Source organism: Chromobacterium sp. FG22 (assembly GCF_057809415.1).
Map to the genome: position 1 here is coordinate 56,965 of NZ_JBMDJX010000001.1, position 20,922 is coordinate 77,886.

At 58.0% G+C, this 20,922-nt stretch carries 18 protein-coding genes; 6 read left to right on the forward strand and 12 right to left on the reverse strand.

Features of this window, described 5'->3' with window-relative positions; translation table 11 throughout:
* Positions 1-231: 231 nt before the first annotated feature.
* From ACODSD_RS00265 to ACODSD_RS00310, 10 genes are all read right to left on the reverse strand, one after another.
* The gene (locus ACODSD_RS00265) at positions 232-1,476 is read right to left on the reverse strand and encodes a capsule polysaccharide biogenesis protein (RefSeq protein ID WP_488876552.1); all 1,245 of its coding nucleotides are present in this window, start codon (positions 1,474-1,476) and stop codon (positions 232-234) included.
* Positions 1,477-1,489: 13 nt separating this feature from the next.
* Entirely contained in the window at positions 1,490-3,517 is a 2,028-nt protein-coding gene (locus ACODSD_RS00270) for a capsule polysaccharide biogenesis protein (RefSeq protein WP_488876553.1), read from the reverse strand.
* Positions 3,518-3,638: 121 nt separating this feature from the next.
* Complete coding sequence (locus ACODSD_RS00275) at positions 3,639-4,811, reverse strand: hypothetical protein (protein ID WP_488876554.1); 1,173 nt, start codon at positions 4,809-4,811, stop codon at positions 3,639-3,641.
* 64 nt (positions 4,812-4,875) lie between these two features.
* On the reverse strand, positions 4,876-6,258 hold the full coding sequence (locus ACODSD_RS00280; RefSeq protein ID WP_488876555.1) for an SDR family NAD(P)-dependent oxidoreductase: 1,383 nt from the start codon (positions 6,256-6,258) through the stop codon (positions 4,876-4,878).
* A gap of 14 nt (positions 6,259-6,272) precedes the next feature.
* Complete coding sequence (locus ACODSD_RS00285) at positions 6,273-7,583, reverse strand: hypothetical protein (protein ID WP_488876556.1); 1,311 nt, start codon at positions 7,581-7,583, stop codon at positions 6,273-6,275.
* A 95-nt stretch (positions 7,584-7,678) separates the two neighbouring features.
* A complete protein-coding gene (locus ACODSD_RS00290; protein ID WP_488876557.1) occupies positions 7,679-9,334 on the reverse strand; it encodes a polysaccharide biosynthesis/export family protein in 1,656 nt (551 codons plus the stop codon).
* Positions 9,335-9,341: 7 nt separating this feature from the next.
* Positions 9,342-10,460, reverse strand: coding sequence for a KpsE/RkpR family capsule polysaccharide export protein (locus tag ACODSD_RS00295; protein WP_488876558.1), 1,119 nt, complete (start codon positions 10,458-10,460; stop codon positions 9,342-9,344).
* Complete coding sequence (locus ACODSD_RS00300) at positions 10,444-11,115, reverse strand: ABC transporter ATP-binding protein (RefSeq protein ID WP_488876559.1); 672 nt, start codon at positions 11,113-11,115, stop codon at positions 10,444-10,446. The genes ACODSD_RS00295 and ACODSD_RS00300 overlap by 17 nt, the downstream gene beginning before the upstream one ends.
* Complete coding sequence (locus tag ACODSD_RS00305) at positions 11,112-11,885, reverse strand: ABC transporter permease (RefSeq protein ID WP_488876560.1); 774 nt, start codon at positions 11,883-11,885, stop codon at positions 11,112-11,114. The genes ACODSD_RS00300 and ACODSD_RS00305 overlap by 4 nt, the downstream gene beginning before the upstream one ends.
* Before the next feature lies 1 nt (position 11,886).
* A complete protein-coding gene (locus ACODSD_RS00310; protein ID WP_488876561.1) occupies positions 11,887-12,825 on the reverse strand; it encodes a KpsF/GutQ family sugar-phosphate isomerase in 939 nt (312 codons plus the stop codon).
* Between the two features lie 652 nt (positions 12,826-13,477).
* Here ACODSD_RS00310 and tsaC point away from each other — a divergent pair.
* The 3 genes from tsaC (at position 13,478) to yedA (ending at position 15,682) form a co-directional block, all read left to right on the forward strand.
* Positions 13,478-14,038, forward strand: a complete 561-nt coding sequence (tsaC, locus tag ACODSD_RS00315; RefSeq protein ID WP_227105591.1) for an L-threonylcarbamoyladenylate synthase type 1 TsaC — start codon at positions 13,478-13,480, stop codon at positions 14,036-14,038.
* A 26-nt stretch (positions 14,039-14,064) separates the two neighbouring features.
* On the forward strand, positions 14,065-14,733 hold the full coding sequence (tolQ, locus tag ACODSD_RS00320; RefSeq protein WP_019101077.1) for a protein TolQ: 669 nt from the start codon (positions 14,065-14,067) through the stop codon (positions 14,731-14,733).
* 85 nt (positions 14,734-14,818) lie between these two features.
* Positions 14,819-15,682, forward strand: coding sequence for a drug/metabolite exporter YedA (gene yedA / locus ACODSD_RS00325; protein WP_227105589.1), 864 nt, complete (start codon positions 14,819-14,821; stop codon positions 15,680-15,682).
* Here the strand turns inward: yedA and ACODSD_RS00330 are convergent.
* Both ACODSD_RS00330 and ACODSD_RS00335 read right to left on the reverse strand, forming a co-directional pair.
* Positions 15,679-16,206 carry a cytochrome b gene (locus tag ACODSD_RS00330; RefSeq protein WP_488876562.1) on the reverse strand — a complete coding sequence of 176 codons (528 nt, stop codon included), beginning with the start codon at positions 16,204-16,206 and terminating at the stop codon, positions 15,679-15,681. The two genes, yedA and ACODSD_RS00330, sit on opposite strands and share 4 nt — an antisense overlap.
* A gap of 195 nt (positions 16,207-16,401) precedes the next feature.
* Positions 16,402-17,565, reverse strand: a complete 1,164-nt coding sequence (locus ACODSD_RS00335) for a lytic polysaccharide monooxygenase (RefSeq protein ID WP_107801020.1) — start codon at positions 17,563-17,565, stop codon at positions 16,402-16,404.
* Between the two features lie 439 nt (positions 17,566-18,004).
* Between ACODSD_RS00335 and ACODSD_RS00340 the strand changes: the two genes are divergently transcribed.
* Genes ACODSD_RS00340 through ACODSD_RS00350 form a run of 3 tightly spaced genes read left to right on the forward strand, consistent with a single transcriptional unit; the run spans position 18,005 to position 20,860 of the window.
* Positions 18,005-18,739, forward strand: coding sequence for a GntR family transcriptional regulator (locus ACODSD_RS00340; RefSeq protein WP_019101073.1), 735 nt, complete (start codon positions 18,005-18,007; stop codon positions 18,737-18,739).
* Entirely contained in the window at positions 18,736-19,857 is a 1,122-nt protein-coding gene (gene nagA, locus ACODSD_RS00345) for an N-acetylglucosamine-6-phosphate deacetylase (RefSeq protein ID WP_227105585.1), read from the forward strand. Before ACODSD_RS00340 ends, nagA begins: the two co-directional genes overlap by 4 nt.
* Positions 19,838-20,860: an SIS domain-containing protein gene (locus tag ACODSD_RS00350; protein WP_235085859.1), complete on the forward strand. Its 1,023-nt coding sequence runs from the start codon at positions 19,838-19,840 to the stop codon at positions 20,858-20,860. Before nagA ends, ACODSD_RS00350 begins: the two co-directional genes overlap by 20 nt.
* Positions 20,861-20,922 lie beyond the last annotated feature (62 nt).

The following is a 20,922-nucleotide window of genomic DNA, read 5'->3' on the forward strand; positions in this document are numbered from 1 at the left end:
ACTTTGAACCGCTTCTTAGGGTGGCGTCTCCACGATGGACTTACCCAAGCATGAAACTGAGCCTCTGATTTTGAGTTTAAATCTTCGAGAGTTCAACACGTAACTTGAGAGTTTGCTCATTATTGCTTGAGCGGGAGCATTGCGGACGGAAAGGCTGTGGGATGCTCAGTGGCGTAAGCGATGTACCTTTATCTCACGCGCCCCAATAGCCGCCGCCGCAGAGAACTGCGCTTAGCTAGCGCTATCGGGCTTCGGGTTTAAGCGGCGCTGAGCGCGGCTCAAGAGCAATGTTTGCTCCAGCCAAGGCGAATAGCCAAAGTAAGCGCCGTTCAGTTGGGTATGTTTGACGAGATAGGAGCGCAGTTTCCGGTACAGCCAGGCCTGAGGCGGTGGCGGCCGGCTCCAGAATTGATGCAGCCCGGTTTGGCAAGTCAGGCCGGGAATATCGTATAGCGCCCGCCCCAAGGTGATCAGGGGCTTGTCGTGATGCAAGGCGGACAAGCCTACGGTGCTATTGATGGTGACGACGCCCAGGCTATGTTTCAGCAAGCTGGGCAAATGACCGTCGTGCATATAGTACACGCGGGACGCGATACGGTTTTGTCTGGCCAGCCTGGCTATATAGGCCGAATAGTTTCTATGGCCCCGATCCAGCGGATGGTGTTTCAACACCAGAGCCGTATGTTGCGGGGCGTGTTGGGCAAAAGAAAAAATCACCTCCGCGATGAATTCGCGCACATCCGAGTAAGGGCTATGGTGCAATACTTGGCTGTCGTTGAAGACCTGCAAGGGAACCAGAAAATAGCGTTGGTCCCATTCGCGCAGGATATGGCGACGCAGTCTGTGCTCCAGGGCCTGATACAGCGCTTTGCGCCAGCCGGCGCGCAGCCAGAAGAAACATTCGCGAAAAGGGGAGAAGTCCTTGTGATGCCGATAATGCGGGTAGCGCGCGCGCCAAAACCAGCCCGCGACATAGTAGCGGGCGGCGTCGAAGGCCATCCGGCGAAAAGACGCTCTGGTGGGCGTGGGGGCCGGCGGCTGGCTGGCTTCGTATCGCAGCATCGCGGCCGGATTGGCGGCCAAGCGGGAGTGGGCGTTGACCCCGTCCTGTTCCAGCGTGATGTAGTCGGGGCGCAGATAACCTTCCTCGAAGGCGTAGAAGGCTATGGCCTGTTCCTTGCAGACCCGGGCCGCTAGGCTGTGGTAGCGGCGGCAATCGCCGAAGCAGACGACGGCGTCGATACGCTGGGCCCGTAAAAACGCCTGTAGCCAGGGGGGGAAATCCTCCAGCCGCCCGCGGTAGTCGGTGGCGTCCAGATGCCGGTGATATAGCCGGTCCCCGCCGTTGAAATTAATCTTGGCCACGTGCGCGCCGTGGCGATTCAACCAACTGGCCAGTTGATTGAAGAAATGGCCCATCGGCCCTTGCAAGAGCAGCAGGCGTTGATGGGAGAGCAGGGCTTGAGCGGCGAGCATGACGGGCGCGAGCTCAAAGCAGCGTGCGCAGCAGGCCCAGGCCCTTGCGCCACTGTCTCGCCAGCCAGTGCGAGCGGGTTTGAGCGGGTCCGAGTGACTGCTTGCGCCGCCACAGGTGTTCTACCACGGCTTCGGCTCTGGCAAAGCCCGGCTGACCCGGAATCACATAACGCGGGTAGGCAATCAGCGTCCCATAGACCAACTGTTCGAGAGTGAGCCGGCGTTGCCTATGGGGCAAGGGTCTTAGGTCTTGAGTCAGGCCCCAGCCGGCATAGAAAGGCATGCCGTAGCAATGCACCGGCTTGCCGCGCAGCAGGGCTTCGAAGCCTGTCAGGGAGGTCATGGTGTGGACTTCGTCCGCGACGGCCAGGCAGGCCAGGATGTCGGCCCTGGCCGCCACTTGGTCCGCCAAGCGGGCCGTTTCCTGATCGGGGATGGCTCCGCGCCGGTTGCCGGAGGCGACATCGGGGTGGGGCTTGTAGATCAGCCAGGCATGAGGACGCCGCCGGCGCACTTCGCGCAACAGCGATAGATTGTTTGTGAGCCAGGGGGAAGCTTCGCGGAGGGAGGCGTCGTCTTCCACTTGGCCGGGAATCAGGACAATGGTTTTTCCTGCTGCCTCGGTGGAGAGCTCAAACGTGGCGCCCACATTGTATTTGCTGATTCGCAGTTCCAGCAGCCGCAGCCTGAGGCGCTGGGCGCGGAGAATCTGCTGAGGCTCCGGTTCGAGTTCGCCGAGCAGCTGTTCCAGGCGAGAGGAGGGTGTCGGCGCGTAATAGAGGCCGGCGTCGTCCACCACCACGGATAAGGGCGGCTGCAAATCGGAGCCCAACCCGAGAGAACGGATGAATCCGTCTTCCATTCTGAGCAAGGGCAGGCCGCGCCGTGCCGCCAGAGCGGCGGCGTCCTGCGCCATGCCCCAGGCTACCAGCTTGCTGTCTGGAGGCAGCCGCGGCGGCAATCGGTCTGGTCTGGAGATGAAACGGATCTGGTTGCCGGGTTGTTTCAGAAAGGGCCAAACCACCGCGCGTTTCCACCAACTCATGCCCATGCACCACAGCACGCCGCTGGTCTGCCGGCGCAAGCTTCGGTTTAAATGAATCCACTCCGCCACATCGAAGAAGGTGCCAGCTTTGCCGGTTTCCGGATGAATATAGCGGGCGTATTGCAGATAGGCGGCGTGAAACAACTCTTCCAAGGTTCGGCGGCCGTGTCGGCGCCGTTTTAGCGTGGACATCTCCGGATGGCGGTCATCGGTCAGTCCCCAGCCCGCATACCAAGGCATGCCGAAGCAGACGACCTGGCAGCCGGCGATCAAGGCTTCGAAGCCCATGTGAGAGGTGGCGGTGTACACCACGTCAACCTGGGCCAGCAGTGATTGGGGACAGGCATCCTCTGCGATCAAGCGGATGCCGGGAGGCGGGTGCGGCAGATAGCCTCGTTTCTTGCCGGCCACCACGTCGGGATGCGTCTTTACCCAGATTTCCGCTGTGGGGTGTTCGCGGCAGGCGGCTTCCAGCATGGCTTGGAAAGTGAGCGCGTCCGCGCCGCCCAACTGGACGGATACATCGCCTGTCGTTTGATCCAGCACCAACACGCGCGGGCGGCCGTTTTTGGGGGGCAAGGCAAGGGCTGGGGCGTGGTTGTATTTGGACAAACGGCGATGACGCATCCACATCAGGCCAAGCGCGGAGCGAGCTTGTTCTTCCGGAGATGCGGCGCGGCTGAGGATCAGTTGCTCTAACTGCGATGGGCGAGTGGAGTCGTAGTATATCCCGATGGGGTCCACGATGAGCGATAAAGGCGGATGCCCCTTTACGCCTAGCCCAAGCGAGCGGATAAAGCCGTCTTCCAGCCTAAGGACGGGTATTTTGAGCCGCAGGGCCAAATCCTCTCCGTGGCGAGCACTGGGGCGATGGCCCCAAACCGCTATGGCTTGGATTGCGTAGCGGGATGGCATAGGGAGGGGAACAATAGCGCTACCAATGAATTGGGAGAGATGGGGAATGCGATAGATGCTAGGGGAGCAAGCAACAGTCATCACAGTCTTTCCGAGGTAGGTTTAAATTTTGTCGCTGCTTACCGGCCTAGGCGCCATCATAGCCAATGAGATTGAACAAGCATTCTGTCCAGGAACCTCAGGTTAAAAATATAAAGCCAACTTATTTTTTATAAGGTAAATAATTTAAGAATCTGGCGTTTTTGATGTTGTTTTGAACTGCGTTGCTTAACCATTTTACTCTTGAAGAGATGGGCATCTCGGCTAAAAAATCATATTCATATGATATGTAGTAATTTTTCATGTCAGTATTATGTTTGTTATTATGGTCGTAAGCGATGATGGATGGGATTTCATCATCTTTGCCCACGCCTAAGGTAGAGTAATGATTTTCTTGTTGTTTTGAAAATACATCTGGGCGAAGATTGTTTTTAATTAAAATGCAGACAGGAATCCCGGCCGCTAAGCATTGGACCTCCATGGCGGACACATCGGTTATTGCCATCGATATTTTAAGCGGCTCTTTGCGTGATACAACTTCGAATCTCTCAAAAATATTGAAAAACATGGGAAAAATATTCATGGAGTGATATGGCTTGACTAGTCTGATTTCTATTCCTGCTTTGAGTAATTTTAATATGCCGGTCCATAAGTTTTTTACATGACCTCGGCTTCGGTGTCCCAAATTGGGATGGGTTTGAATGATGATGCGATTTATCCCCAGTTTTTCCGCCAGTCTTTGCAGCTTACCGAAGTTGTTCATGTCGCCTAAGCTGGAGTAGTTTTCGGACTCTAGACCTCCTTCCCATGTCGGTGCGTAAAATAGTGCACCGTCATCTTGTGGCTGTACGAAATAAGCATTTAAACGACCAGAAAAGGTATCTCCCAATCTAATTAAACGCCCCTGGCTCTTGTCGCATGAGGAGAAGATGCCATTGTGCAAGTAACGATCAATACCAGCCTCCCCAGCAACGATAATATAATCGTATATCCTAGTGATGGGCTTGGTGGATGATTTTTTATTGCTTTCTCCATGAGTAATAAAAACATGTATCATCTTTCGATTGGCAACGACCCGACAATTGGATTGCGCATTGAATGGGTAAAATATGATGCCGTTTTCCAATTCGTCTATTTGGCTGTTCCTTTCAATCCATTGATATGGGATTTTAAGCCGCTCTAGGATGGCTGAAAGTTTTTTATCTATTGTTTTGTATCTTTTAATAAGCACAAGGGTATTTTGATCAAAAACACCCGTATGAAAATGGTTGGCCAATTGATAAATGGCTCCGATTATTTTTGTGTCTATATATATGTATGTGTTGCAAGGAAGCATTGAAGTTTCCTGTGATGTAAAATGGTCGAAGATTTCATCTTCATGATTTGGCTTATTAATGAAACTATATGAGTAGTGCTCCTTCTTTTTTGATGTCGACTATCATTCCTGTCTTGCGTGTTAGGGTGACTAGCAGGCTGGTCTCCGCAACTTCTTCCGCCTTCAATAGCAGAGAAGGATCTTCCAGGCCAAAGTTTGTCACGCGCATCGGTGTCTGTGTCCTTTCGGGGTTGATGCAGTTGACTCGGATTGCATCTTTGCTCCATTCATCTGCCAAGGCCTGGGTGAAGTTGACCGCAGCACTTTTTGTGGATGAGTAAAGAGAATAATAAGCACGTCCTCTAGTGTAGGAACTGGAGGTGAAGTTCAGCAGGGCTCCCTTGGAGTCTTTCAGGTATTTGTGAGAAGATAGAGCGATATTTACCATGCCGAAGTAGTTGGTGCTGATGATGGAGTTTATTTCTTCAGATGACATTTTTTCTAAAGGCTTTTTGATGAGTATCGCGGCAGTATTGACTACGATATCTATTCTTCCTACCTGTTCTATTACGCTGTTCAGGAAGTTTTCAATGCTTTCTCTGTTTGAGATATCTATGCTGTTTTGCGTGCGGCTTGCAGAAAATGCATTGGCACCGTTTAAAGTCGCCAGATCGTGAATGGCTTTGCCTATGCCACTGGATCCGCCAAATATGATGATATTTTTTCCTTTTAACCTTCCCAGTAGAGAGGGTTCAAAGCGTAAAGACTTACTACGAGCTTGTAGCATTTTTTCTATCGTGAACAAGTCCATAGTGTGAGTGACTTTTTGATTGCTTTCTGTGCCATCCGCAGTCGCAATCTTGATATGAGGCAACATTGCTCGCACAACGCCACAGTCACAGGTAAAGTTTCGACGCTCTTTTTCTATTGCTAATTTATACGCATCACGGATCGTTTCTAGTAAAAATCCTTGAGGTGTTTGTCCTCTGCGCATCAAGTCTCTAGGAGGAATATCCTTGATGCATCCATCATCTCCTACCTGTATTAAAGTGTCGTTAGAGGGAATAACTACGTCGACGGCAGCGAAAGCATCCAGCTTATTTACACACTCACGAATTATCTGATCATTGACCAAAGGGCGAACAGAGTCATGGAACAAAACTTTGGTTTTGCTTGGGTAATTCATCAGGCTTAGAATTGCCGAATAGGTGGAGGTAAACCTATCGTCACCGCCTGCAATAACCTTGACTACCTTTTCCCAATGGTTTTTGTTGACCAGACTCCATACAAATTCAACATAGTCTGCTTTGGATACGACGATGATCTCGTCGATATCATTTGAATTCTCAAATGCATCAATGGTGTACTCAATCACGCAACGGCCTGCAAGTTTTGCAAATTGTTTTGGTATCGGTCCGCCAAATCTTGACCCATTGCCGCCAGATAGAATAACGCCGACGTTTTTCATGGTATTACTCCTGTTTATGTGATTTCACTTGTGTCAAATGATTTTAACTGTCGTATAAACTCTGAATTGAGAGTCTGTTCTTTTCCTATCAGATAGTCGATGGCCTCCATTCTTCGTTCTGCTAAATAATCATTGCCACCCAGTACCTGGCTCATCTTTGTAATAAGCTCATCGATGTCATGAAATGTATAAGAGTAATATTCGTAAGACATGTCGCTGCTGGAGAGCTTAATTTCTCGGTCTTGTGGAATGAAGACAAAAATGGGACCATTGGCAGATAAACACTCGGAAACAGCTGCAGATATATCACAGACAAATACATTGGCCGTTCTAAGTAGATGATTGATTGGAGTGCTTTTTTGCTCGATAAGGGCATCAATTCCTTGCTGATCCAACGCATTGCTCAGCTCTTCATGAATGTTAAGAAGAGTTTTCTTTCGATTGCCTGTCATCGGATGGAATTTAATACTTATATCTACATCAAAGTGCTGCTTGATACAGCGAATTAACTCTCCGGATAACAAGGTTGAGGAGTAGTTCTGTTCTTCAAATGTGCCTTCCCAGGTAGGTAGGTAGAGTATATTTGGAACAAATCCTCTATCTCTCCACGGTTTTTCGGATCTAATTAGTATTTCTCGAAGATTAGGTCGGCCGACTTTAATAAAATTTAAATGCCTTGCTTCAAAACCGGCATTTTTGAATCGATCGATATGAGCTTGTCCCGCAACCCAGATCGCGTCATAGACGCGGAAGAATTTATGCGCGCTTGCGGACTTGTCGCTATCCCCATGACCTACGAAAATGTGTTCAAAGTGATTGAATCTCAGAAGATGGATATTGTTTCCTGTGTTTGAGGGGTAGAAGCAAGCTTTCAATGCGGGCAAGCGGTTTACTACGGCCTCGACATCAATCGGGTTTTTTGCGAAAACAACAGGAATCAATGGATACTTTGCCCTTATTGATTTGTAGAGCGCTATGTTTCTAATGAGTATTACAAATGGACAGCCTGATGCTGCAAAATATGGAATCCATGAGTTCAGGTGCAAGCTGCCGGATGCCTCTCCTTCCCCTGTATGTATCATTAGGTAGGCAGGCATAAAAAAATTAATGGCAGAGGTGTCAATGGTCTCAATTGCTGGCTTCGTGCTAGCCGGCTCTGCTGGTTTTGCTGCTGGTTTGGTCTGTGTTTTAGCTGCAGGTTTTGCTTGGGCTTGCATTTTTACTCCAGATGGTAATGTGGCATCGTTTCCTATATGCCCTCTCTTTTTAGCCATGTCGTAAAAAAATAAACTCGGATTGTGAATGAGTTTTCTCAGTTTTCCCATGTTTTATCCTTTTGAAGTGATTCGGACGCCTAACTGGGTTCGGGTTTTGAACAGCTTGCTGAGTATTGGGGGTGCTGGGCTTCTCGCTTACTCGTTCAAAGGTTAAATACCACTTTTGCAGCGACTGCGATCTGGTAAAGGATCTGAGTAATGCCACGGGTGATTTCAATGTTTTTGCTTTCGATTTTGGGTAACACCATAATCTCGTCTCCGGCGGCAATTGGTGTGTGGGAACTTGCGGTGTGAGTTTCTCCGCTTTGTTTCAATAGAATCAGACGAGCGTTTTTCGGGCCTTGAACGTAGCCGCCCACGCGCTCGATGTAGTCGTTGACCTTCAAGTTTTGCTGCCAGCTGACGGCATTGGGAAACATCACTTCCCCATGCACCATGACCACGCTGGTTTTTTCCGGAATGCGGATGACGTCGCCGTCTTCCAGCAAGGTGGCTTGCAGGTTTTCCGGATTCAGCACGACCTGCCCGCGCGGAGTGATCTTGCTGGCCTTGGCCACGAAGCGTTCAATCAATTCGGCTTCTTTTATCCGTAAATCGGCCTCTTCCTTGGTGGCGGAACGGGCGGAGAGCGCGGCCTCCTGCAATTTTTGCAAGGACTGCTCCAGCATGATTTTCTGCCGTTCAGCCACCGATTTTCGGAATAGCTGCAGTGCATCTACCCGTGACATGCTGTTGGCCTGAACTTTGGCCAGTACGTCGGCCATGCTGGCCCCGTAGGGCAGTACGATGGCGTGTTCGCCGGAATGGGCGCCTTCCACTCGCACCTGGATGGTGCCGGCGTAACGGTCGGCGCTGATCAATAGCTGATCGCCATCCTGCAACACCACATTTCCAGCTTGTTCCAGCGGGTAGTATTCGCTGCGCTTCTGCGTGCCCTGGCGACGAATGATGCTGGCGTGAGTGGCTCCGGGCTTGGGGCGGGAGACTTGCAAGGCTTGCTGCAGGCTGATGCTGTTCTGTCCAAATTCGAAGTCATAGGCATTGAACACCTCGCCGCTGACCGTGAAGGTATGCTGGCGAGGGCCGACCACAATGACGTCGCCGTCGGAGAACTGCGTCATGTCCATCCGGCCCTGAAGCAGAAAGTCGTAGAGGTTGACGCGTTGGCGCACGATGTCGCCGCGCTTGATCTGAATGTCGACATAGCTGCCGCGCTCGGCGTCGACGCCGCCGGCCTTGTCCAGATAGCTGAGCACGCTGTCGGCGGCGATGCCGCCGTAGAGGCCGGGTTGTTTGACGAAACCGGTGACGAAGACCTTGACCGGTTGAGCGATGTCTAGCGCCGCGTAGACGTTGACGTTGGCCTTGTAGACGCGACGCACTCGGTTTGACACCGCCGTGTTCAATTCGCCGTTGCGTATGCCGGCGACCGGCACCGGGCCTATGTTCGGAATGAAAATATTGCCTTGGGGATCGATGAGCAGCTGCGCGTCAAAGTTGAAGGCGCCCCATAGGCGCAGCGCGATGCGATCGCCGATGCTCAGTTGGTAGTTGGGGTTGAAGCCCTGGCCTGCGCTATTGCGGAAGGCGCCGCCAAAAAGTTGCGAGCCGAACATGCGCCCGGGCGCTTGTGGCGGAACAATGATCGAAGCCTCCTGTGGCGGGGGCGGTATTGTTCGCTCGGCGGCCTGTTGCCGCAGGGGCCGCTCCGGCGCTGTTTGCGCGTCGGGCAGCAGGGACACCGCGTGGGCCTGGCTTAGGGCCAGGCAAAGAAGCGGGAGGATCTTGGCGCGTTGCATAGTGGGGCTAAATCTTGTGATCTTCGATGATGGACAGGGCCAGGCGTACGCAGCCGTAGAGCAGGCTGCAGGCGATCAGCAGCGTGGTCAGCGTATAAAGCTTGCGTGGGTATTCCGCGTCCTCCGCCAGTTGTGGCGAGCTCACGACGGCAAGGCTTTTGCGTTTGTGGCTGGCCTCTACCCGGCTTTTCTCCAACGCGGTCAGCGCCAACTTGTACAGGTCGGCTTGAAAGTCGGCTTTTGACTTCAGTTCCTGGTATTGGGCGGCTTGACGATTCAGCTTTCCGTCCTCGGGAGCGGCCAGCTTGTTTTTTTCATGGAGAAGCTGGGCTTTCAGCGCCTCGAGCGCACCAGTAAGGGAGGTGATTTGCGGGGCATCGCTTTGCAGATAGCTTTGCAAATTGCGCAGCTCCGCCTCCAACTGAGCCTGCTTGGCCTGCAGTTCCGCAAGAAGTTGGCCGGCGGCCTGGGCTTGGGCGACAGGGTCGAGCTGACCATGGCTGTTCTGATATTTCAGCAAGGCTTCTTTGGCGGCGTTCAGGCCCTGATAGGCGCGTTCAGCCTCCTGTTGAGCGAAGGCCAGCTCATTGCGGCTGATGGCTTGCGACAACCCGTTGATGAAGCGCTCGCATTCTTGCAGGATGGCGAGATTCAGTTGTTGGGAGAACTGAGGGGTGAAGCCTTGGCTGCGTATCGTCAGCAAGGAGGTTTTATCGTCGAATTGGACGCCGACCTTGTCGCGGTAGAAAGCCAGCGTGTCTTCCTTGCTGGCCGATTCGGCTAGCCTATGCGGCCAGTCCAGACCAGCGGAGCGGTAAGCCTGTTTGAGCGCCAGCCGCCGCTCCAGCCGCTGCAGCATGTCCGGCGAATGTATGTATTGCTGCAACAGCATGGCGTCTTCCCGGACGGTGGAGGCTCCAGCCCCCAGCAGCGTGCCCAGGTTCAGATCACCGCCGCCATCCCCGGAGCGCTTGACGATGACTTTGGATTCGCTGACGTAACGGTCCTGGGCGATCAGGGCCAAATATCCGCCGCACAAGGCCAGCGGCAGGCCGATGCAGACCCATGGAGAGGCAAGGCGGGTGAGCAAGGCCTGGGGCAGGAAACGGTCAAACCACGTCAACATGCTCTTCTTCCCGGTAGGCCTGGACGGCGTCGTCAATGCGTTGGAAATAGCGAACCTGGGAGCGGCCGATCAATAGCCCGGCGTCGCAGAACTTCTTCAGTTCGGACATGGAGTGCGACACCATCAGGAACTGGCTGTGTCGGCGGCGCTCCTGCATCAGCGCCGCGCTTTTCCGCTTGAAGGCGGCGTCGCCCACGGCGGTGATCTCATCAACTAGGTAGTAGTCGAAAGGGAAAGCCATCGACAGACCAAAGCCAAGCCTGGAACGCATGCCGGAGGAATAGGTTTTGATCGGCATATCGAAGTAGCTGCCCAGTTCCGCAAAGTCTTCGACGAAGGCGACCTTGTCGTTCAGTTCGTTTTTGCGGGCATAGAGCCGGGCGACGAATTTGACGTTTTCGCGACCGGTCATGCTGCCTTGAAAGCCGGTGGCCAAGCCGACCGGCCAGGAGATGCTGTGCCGGGTGACGATGCTGCCGCAGTCCGGCAGGTCCATGCCGCCGATGATGCGCAGCAAGGTTGATTTGCCCGCGCCGTTGCGGCCGATCAGGCCGACGCTGACATTGGATGGAATCTCAAGGTTGAGGTCTTTGAAAACATAGAACCGTCCGCTTGGCGTCTTATAGGATTTGCTGAGTTTGTGTATCTGGATCATGAGCGCAACATGGCCGGTTCCCGGCCCTTATAGAGAGATAAGCTGGCAAACAGCAGAACTAGCGTCCAGGCGAAGAGGTAGGACAGGCTGTCGTCGCTGAGCGGGTAATTGGGCATGACCGCGTGCCGCATCAATTCGAAGGCGTGTAGTAGAGGGTTCCACTCCACCAGCCAGCGGTACTCGGCGGGAATCAGGCTGAGGGGGAACAGGATTCCACTGAGGAAGTAGAGCAGCTTCATCAGGATGGGAAGCAGCTTGTCGACAGCCTTGAACGCATGGCCCAGAACCATGCAGATCAGACCCCAGGCCAGGGCCAACATACTCAGCAGCATCCAGGCCATGGCCAATAGCGGCAGTTTGCTTGGCTGGATGGTCTCACCGGCAAGCCACAGGCAGCTCATCAGCATGATGTAGACCAGCGCGTAGGTCAGGCTCTCGAGCAGGGCCCGGGCCAGTACCGCGTCCAGCGGGAGGACCGGACGGTAATTGAACAGGCCGCGATTGGCTTCGATAGCGTTCAAGGAGCGCAGGGCGATATTGCGGAATAGCATGTAGGGCACGATGCCGTTGGCCAGGAAAACCGGGAATGACATGCCGGGCAGCGCGCGTTGTACGATGAAACCGAGTACGAGCAGCAGGATGGCCATATGCGCGGCTGGTTCCAGCGGCGCCCACAGATAGCCCAGCCGATACTCGCCAAAGCGGGTTTTCAGCTCTCTGAGCAGTAAGGCGTGCACGGTGGCGCGCATGATGTCGAAGCCGCTGCGCATATCAGATATCGAACGATTTGATGACGCCGACGGTTCGCCGCTCTTCATCTGTGACCAGCAAGGCCGTGATCTTGTGCTGCTGCATCAGCGTTTCCGCTTCCGACAGCATGGCTTCCGCGGCAATGTGAAATGGCGATGGGCTCATGATGTCGCGAGCGCGCAGCGATTTGAGGTCTTCGTGCTGTTCAATGGCGCGGCGCAAATCGCCGTCGGTGATGATGCCTATGGCGGGGGCGTCGGGAGCGCCTACCACGGTTAAGCCCAGGCAGCCTTCGGTAATGGAGCTGACGATGGTTTTGAAGCTATCGTCCGGAAGATTGAAGGGAACGCGCACCTGCATTGCGTCTCTCGTCTTGGTCAGCAGTTTTCGGCCCAGCGCGCCGCCGGGATGGAAACGGGCGAAATCTTCGACTTGGAACTGGCGCTTTTCCATCAGCGCCATGGCCAGTGCGTCGCCCATGGCCAGAGCGAGCGTGGTGGAGGTGGTGGGCGCCAGATTGTTGGGACAGCTTTCGCGCTCCACTGGGATGGGGAGCGACAAATCGGCTTGCGTCGCCAGGGTGGAGCCCGATTTGCCTGTGATGGCGATAACCTTGGCCTGGATGTGTTTGAGATAGGGCAGCAGACGCAGCACCTCCTCGGTTTCCCCGCTATTGGAGATCAGCAGCAGGCAGTCATTGGACATGATCATTCCAAGATCGCCATGAAAGGCTTCGCCGGGATGGACAAAGAAGCTGGGGGTGCCGGTGGAGGCCAGGGTCGCGGCGACTTTGCGGCCGATGATGCCGGATTTGCCCATGCCGGAAACGATGACTTTTCCGGTGGTGGCGTACATGAAGTCAATGGCGCGAGAGAAGGACGTCGACAGCGTATCGGCTTGTCGGATCAAGGCCTGTCCTTGCGTGCGCAGGACATTTATTCCGGTTTGAATGGCATTCATGATTTTTATATCCAGATAGGGCTTTCAGTGCCGAATCCTTTGATGAATTTTTGAGGTTTTAAGCTGCATAAGCTTTTGTTTATTTGTTGTTTGTGTTTTTGAGATGATGCTAGCATTGACGTGAAATATCCTCATTAGGAAAAATCCTAAAAATCCGGTGATTTCACAGTGAGGCTGAGGTGTTCTGTTTTATTGATGGTTTTTAATATATTTATTTAAATGTAATTTTCTTTGTTTTTATAAAAACGCAATTCATTTAAATTTTAGATTTACATGTGCTTTTGTAGGCTTCTTTCATCAGGCCCGATTGCTGGCCTGGCCGCGGCTCTTGCTGGGCTCGCGGCGCGTATACGCTAAGGAGGAGTCATGATCCGAGTGGACGAGGGAGAGGCTGCTGAGCCAGGGAGCTGGCGTCGCCAACTAACACATTTCCTGCGTCATGAGCGCCGCTGCTGGCGCCGGCTGGCGTATTGGTTGAAGCAATTTTGCAGCGACAGGCCGCCGCTTCGCTGCTACGCCTGGCGGCCGGCGCCGGAGGATGTTGACGACGCGGCGTCGAAGCGCTAGGTCGCCGCCGCGGACAGCGGTACAATGCGGCTTTACTTTCGCATCGCCGTCCATCATGAAGTTCACGCCAGGCCAGGTGCGGCCCGTGCCCCGTCTGCCCGGCCGCGCCCTGCAACAGCAGGCCCGCGCCGCCTTGAAGCAAGGCGAGGTCATCGCCTATTCCACCGAGTCCTGCTACGGCCTGGGCTGCAATCCGCTGGATGTGCGCGCCATCCGCAAAATTCTGGCGATCAAGGCCAGGCCCAATCACAAGGGGCTGATCGTGATCGCGGCCGACGTCTCCCAGATCCGTCATCTGATCCGTCCGTTGAGCGCCGCCCAATACGCGGAACTGGCGCGCTACTGGCCCGGTCCATATACTTTTTTGCTGCCGGCCTCGAGCCGGGTGCCGCCGGCCTTGCGCGGCAAACACGACAAGATCGCCGTGCGCGTGACAGCGCATGGCGAGGCGGCTGCCTTGTGCCGCAGCCTGGGCACGGCGCTGGTGTCCACCTCGGCCAACCGCGCCGGCCAGCAATCGCTGAAAACCGCGCGGGCCTGCCGCGAGGCTTTCCGCCAGCGGGTGCTGACCCTGCCGGGCCGCATCGGCAAGCGGCGCAAACCGTCCACCATCATTGATTTGGAAACAGGCCGCGTGTTGCGCTGAGCCTGGCGATTACAAGAGGAGTTGCCGTGCAACAGATTTCCTTCCTGAGCCTGATCCTGGACGCCAGCCTGATGGTGCAATTGGTGATGGCCGGCCTGGCCTTGATGTCGGTGCTGTCCTGGGCCCTGATCTTCAACAAGATCGCCGTGCTGCGCGCGGCGCGGCGCAATAGCGACGAGTTCGAGCGTAATTTCTGGAGCGGCGCGGACCTGAACCGCTTGTACGAGGACGCCAGCCGCCGTAGCGACACCGTGGGCATGGAGCGCATTTTCCAGTCCGGTTTCGCCGAGTTCCTGAAGCTGCGCGGCCGCAACGGCACCGAGCTGTCCGACATCATGGCCGGCTCGCGCCGGGCGATGAAGGCGGCGGCGCAGCGCGAGCTGGACGCCCTGGACAGCCATACCTCCTTCCTCGCCACCGTCGGTTCGGTCAGTCCTTACATCGGCCTGTTCGGCACGGTGTGGGGCATCATGCATGCCTTCATCGGCCTGGGCAACGCCGGCCAGGCCACCTTGTCCACGGTGGCGCCGGGCATCGCCGAGGCGCTGGTGGCCACCGCCATCGGCCTGTTCGCCGCGATTCCGGCGGTGGTGGCCTACAACCGCTTCGCCACCGACGTCGACCGCTTGGCCACCCGCTTCGACAGTTATATGGAAGAGTTCTCCAACATCTTGCAGCGCCTGGCCACGCGTTAAGCCTGGCCCGTCCGCGGCAAAATTGGACTTGCCACGGACATTCCCATACGGCATGGTATCCGGTTCCACTTTCCCGAGCCGCACCATGCCGTTTTCGCGCATTCCCCCGCTGACCTTAGCCGCTTTCTTCGCCCTGTACGTGATCTGGGGCTCCACCTATATGGGCATACGCATCGGCATCGAGTCCTGGCCGCCGATGATGATGGCCGGCCTGCGCTTTTCCCTGGCCGGCTGGCTGATGCTGGCCTATCTATGCTTGCGCAAATACCCGATGCCGAACGCGCGGGAGCTGGGCGGCGCCGCCTTGCTCGGCGTGCTGATGCCGGCGGTGGGCAACGGCTTGGTCACGGTGGCGGAGAAAGACGTGTCCTCAGGCGTGGCCGCCTTGGTGATCGCCACCGTGCCGCTGTTCACCCTGTTGTTCGCGCGCATGTTCGGTCAAAAGGCGCGTAAGGTGGAATGGGCCGGCATCGGTCTGGGCGTTTGCGGCATGGTGCTGTTGAATATGGGGGCCAATCTGAAGGCCAGCCCCAGCGGCGCCGCGCTGCTGCTGCTGGCCTCCGCCGGTTGGGCGCTGGGCTCGGCCTGGAGCCGCCATTTGGCTCAGCCCAAGGGACCGATGGGCAGCGCCTGGATGATGATTTTCGGCGGCGCAGCCTTGTTGCTGGCCAGCCAGGCTTATGGCGAGAAGCTGCAGGCGATGCCGACGCTGTCCAGCTGGCTGGCCTTGTTTTACCTGGCGGTGTTCGGCTCCATCATCGCTTATAGCGCCTATCTGCACTTGCTGAAGACGGTGTCTCCGGCCGCCGCCACCAGCTACGCCTACGTCAACCCAGTGATCGCGGTTTTGCTGGGCGTGGTCTTCCTCGGCGAGCATATCGGCCTGCACGAGATGCTGGCGATGAGCGTGATCGTGGCGGCGGTGGTCTTGATCAGCTGGCGGCGTTAGCCCGTCAGCAGCGACATGCGCCGCAGCAGGCGCCGGCCTTGGCGCTGGTGTTGAATCACCGCGCCGATGTGGGCGGTCAATAGCAGAGCCAGCAGCACATTGCTGGCGAAGTGCAGCTTGGCCAGCGCGCGCGTGGCCGCGCCGGCTTCCAGGCTGGGCGGCAGCGTGATCAGGCCGAACAGATCGACCGGCCGCTCCATCATCAGCCAGCCGCTGGCCAGCGATAGACAGCTCAGCAGATAGAGCAGCGCGTGGGCGCGGCGCGCCAGCCGGTGCTTGGCGGGCGGAATGCCGGCCGGCGGCGGCATGCGGAAGCTGGCGCGGTAAACAACGCGCAGCAGGAAGACCGGCATCAACAAGGTGGTCAGCGCAACGTTGAACGGCGGAATCGCCGCGGCGACGGCCGGCGGCAGCGCGCCGGAGGCGAGCGCGAAGCCGCTGATCATCGCCCACAGGATCACGACTGCGCAAATCCAGTGCAGCCAGGCGGCGATGGGCGGATAGGTCTGGGTTGGGGTTTCCATCGGAATCGGCTTTCTTGCGAATCCCGGCAGGCGACGCGCGGCCGCCGTCCTGCCTGCGTCGCGGGCATGGCGCGGTGGCCATCCAAGGAATGGGCCTGCGGCAGGAGGAGTGTGGGAGAGACCGGCCTTCCGGGACGGGGAAGGCCGGCGAGTCAACACGTCAGGCGTTCAGCCCGCGCGCTGACAAGGGGACGGTCAGGCCGGAGCCCACAAGGCGGGTTGGGTGGACGGAGTCCAGCCCGCGCCGGCCCAGGCGGTGTGCGGCTGCAGGCAACGGTACTTCTTGCCCTGGTAGCTGACGATCTGGCCGGCGGTGTAGGACAGGCCTTCCTTCCAGGTGTCGCCCACCGGCGGCGGCGTGATGCCGCCGTCGCCCTTTTTCAGGTCGATCTGATAGGTGTAGCCCTTGTAGCTGTCGTTCAGGTACACGCGGTTGGCGGTGGCGCTGCGTTCCGGGGTGATGCTCACCGTGCGTTGCTTCTGATTCATCACGCCGATGCGGATCGCTTTGGAGGTCGCGTTCACTTTCACACCCAGCTCGTACGGCCAGTTCGCCATCTGGCCGCTGACGGCGTCCAGCTTGACCGGGATGGTTTCGGCGTCGCGGCCGCTGGCGTCGAACACGCGCAGGGTGGCGGTGCTGTTGTTCGGCAGGTTTTCATAAGCGGTCACCTTGCCGATTTCCTTCCACGGATTGGTCACCGGCGGCGGTTCCGGCGGATTGGTGCCGTCGCCGAATACCACGTCGGAGCACGAGTAGAACGCTTCCTCGCTGTCCGCGCGCTTCCAGACGTTGAAGATGATATGCGGGCCGCTCTTGCCAGCCGGCAGCTTGGCCACCATGTGGTAGCGCTTGTTGGCGTCCAGCGGCGGGTTGCCGGTCACGGTGTGGAAGGGCTGCGGATCCAGGTCGGACCACTTCAGCGGCTTGGTCTGATCCCAGCCGTTCTTGGTGACGTAGAACTTGAAGTATTTGGTCGAGTGCGGCGCGGTGGCGTGGTAGACGAACTCGTAGTTGCCGTTGGCGTCCGGCACCAGCTTGGTTTTCGGCCAGTCGGTGCGTCCCAGATTGAAGCCCTTGAACTTGTCCTGGCCGCCGGCGCAGAGCTTGCCGTCCGGCACCACCGCCGCGTGGTTGTCGCCTTGCGGGTTCTGGTTGATGCCGTTCCAGTCGTACATGGCCTGGGTGCCGCCCACGCGGCGGGCTTCCTGGCATGCGGCGGATTTCGGCGATTCCGCGCCCTCTTTGAAGCAGTTGTAGGTGCGGTTGATCGGCACTTCCATGGTGCCGTGGGCCCAGAGCGGCGCGCTGAGGCAGGCCAGGGCGAGGGCGGCGGGAAGGCGCAGTTGTGGTTTCATTCTGACTCCTTTGAGCTACGAGTGGTATGCAAGCGCCCAGCAGTTTGCCGAGCAGTCCAATCATCATATGAATGCCATATGATTTAAAATGAGACGACTATTTTTAATGTAAGTTTGGCGAAAGGTACTATTGCCATACTTACTGTGTGGTCTTGTATCTGCTTGATTCTTGCAAAAAACGCTCATTACCTGACCTGTCCCGCAGGTCAATACGCATTGCTCCCGCAATTTCCCCTGCCAAATCATCTGTTTGTCGTTTTGCTGCCATGCAGCAAGCGGACAATGATGTGCGCAAATAAAATGGTATTGACGTGGTATTAATGTGGTATTAACGTTCGCGGTAAGCCGGAAGGCCGGAATCGACTCGCGTCAGCGCGGAAGATGCCAGCCGGGGAGCCAGGTTATACACTGGGGTTTTCAGACCACTTGCAGACAACCCATGGAAAATCGCTGGCTTGCATTGAAACCGGATGAAACCCTGACCACGCCGCTGTATCTGCAGTTGTCGCGGAAATTGGCCGACGCCATCAACGCCGGCTGGTGGCAGGCGGACGAGGCGCTGCCGTCGGAACGCACGTTTTCCGAAGAACTGGGCATTTCGCGCGTGACGGCGCGCAAGGCGATGGATGTGCTGCTGGAGCAGGGCCTGATTCGCCGGCGCCAGGGCTCGGGCACCTTCATCACGCCGAGGCTGGAGCAGCCCTTGTCGCGGCTGACCGGCTTTACCGAACAATTGCGCCAGCGCGGCTTCGTGCCGTCGTCGGTGTGGCTGGAGCGCGGCGTGTTCGCGCCCAGCAATGAAGAAGTGATCAAGCTGGGGCTGTCGCCCACTTCGCAGGTGTCGCGGCTGAAGCGCCAGCGGCTGGCCGACGGAGTGGTGATGGCGATCGAGATGACGACGCTGCCGGTGGCGTATCTGCCGGAGCCGCAGCAAGTGGGCACCTCGCTGTACGCCCATCTGGACGCCAGCGGCCATTCGGTGGTGCGCGCGCTGCAGCATATCCGTGCGGTGAACGCCTCCGGCGACATCGCCACGCTGGCCGGCATCCGCCCCGGCGAAGCGATGTTGCTGATCACCCGCATCGGCTTCAACGCCGAGAACATCGCGATTGAATTGACCGATACCTATTGCCGTAACGACTACTACGATTTTGTTGCCGAACTGAGACGATGACCCAAAACCGAGTGCTGCAAGGACGCATCCTGACCGAGGCCGGCTGGATGGACGGCGAATTGAAACTGGCTGCCGACGGCCGCATCGAGGCCATAGACGCGCGCTTGGCCTCCGGCCGAGCGGTGGAGCGTTATTTGCTGCCGGGCTTCATCGACCTGCACGTCCACGGCGGCGGCGGCGTCGACATCATGGAGGGCGGCCGCGCCGCCGAGAGCGTGGCCAGGCTGCACGCCCGCTTCGGCACCACATCCTTGCTGGCCACCACCATGACCGCGCCGCCGATCGACATCGAGCAGGTGTTGCGCGCGCTCGGTTCCTCCTGTCGCGAACGCCAGCCCGGCGGCGCCCGCATCCTGGGCGTGCATCTGGAAGGCCCCTACATCAATCCCGGCAAGCTGGGCGCCCAGCCCGACGACGCCTGCCGCGCGGTGATGGAGCAGGTGGACTGGTACCGCTCGCTGGCGCCGGTGTCGCTGATCACGCTGGCGCCGGAAATCGCCGGTCATATGGACATCATCCGCCAGTTGGCGGAGCAGGGCGTCAAGGTGCAGCTGGGCCATACCCTGGGCAGTTACGAGGACGGGGTGCGGGCGCTGGAGCAAGGCGCGTCCGGCTTCACCCATCTGTTCAACGCGATGAGCGGCCTGCACCACCGCGAGCCCGGCATGGTGGGCGCGGCGCTGGCACACGCCGAATACGCCGAATTGATTCCGGATCTGCTCCACGTCCATCCGGGCGCGATCCGGGCCGCCCTGCGCTCGATTCCGCGCCTCTACTGCGTGACCGATTCCACCGCCGCCGCCGGCATGCCGGACGGCGAATACAAGCTGGGTTCGCACTCGGTCACCAAGTGCATGGGCGGCGTGCGTCTGGCCGACGGCACCCTGGCCGGCAGCACGCTGACCATGGACCAGGCGCTGCGCAACCTGGTGTCCATCGGCCTGCCGCTGGCGGACGCCTCGCACCGGCTGTCGCTCTATCCCGCAGACTACCTTGGCCTGGCCGATCGCGGCCGGCTCGCCGTCGGCGCCTGGGCCGACATCGTGACGATGGACGCGGATTTGAATTTGCAGCAAGTCTATGTAGAGGGAGAACAGATTGGCCTCGTTGATGCTTGAAGAAGCGCTGTACGCCGCCGAGGCGGTGGCCGCGCAACACATGTACGCCGATGAAGCGCTGGCCGCGCTGGGACGCGCGCTGGCGGTGGAACGCCCCAGCCTGGCGCTGACCGTGGCCCGCGGCAGTTCCGATCACGCCGCCAACTACTTCGCCTATCTGGCGATGCAGCGGCTGGGCGTGCCGGTGGTGTCCTTGCCGATGTCGCTGGTGACCCTGCACCGCGCGCCGCTGGCGGTGAAGGGCCAGCTGGCGGTGGCCCTGTCCCAGTCCGGCCAAAGCCCGGACCTGATCGACACCATGAAGGCGCTGGGCGCCGCCGGCGCGCGCACCGCGGCGCTGGTCAACAAGCATCAATCGCCGCTGGCCGCCGCCTGCGAATGGGTGGTGCCTCTCTGCGCCGGCGACGAAAAAAGCGTGGCCGCCACCAAGAGCTACATCACCTCGCTGTCCGCGGTGGCGCGCCTGGTCGCTCACTGGCAGGCGGACGACGCGCTGCTGGCCGCGCTGGCCAATCTGCCGCAGCGCCTGACCGAAGCCACGCGCCAGGACTGGACGGCGGCGGTGGACGTCTTGCGCGACGCCGAACGCATCATGGTGGTGGGCCGCGGCCTGGGCTTCGCCGTGGCGCTGGAAGCCGCGCTCAAATTCAAGGAAACCTGCGCGATCCAGGCCGAGGCCTTCTCCGGCGCCGAGATCAAGCACGGGCCGATGGCCTTGATCGACGACGGCTATCCGCTGCTGATCTTCGCGCCGCGCGGGCCGGAGCAACAGGGCCTGATCGATCTGGCCGAGGAGATGCGCGGCCGCGGCGCCAAGGTGCTGCTGGCGGCGCCGGAAAATATCGCCAGCCGCGACCTGACCCTGGCGCTGGCCGACGACGAGGCGCTGGATCCGCTGCTGGCGATCCAGAGCTTCTACCTGATGGCGGCGCGCTTGTCCGAGGCGCGCGGCCTGAACCCGGATCTGCCGCGCCACTTGTCCAAAGTGACCTGCACGCGCTGAGTCCGGTCCTGCTTGAAACCGCGCCCCGACCGTCTGCGCGAACGGGGCGCGCCGCGAACGGC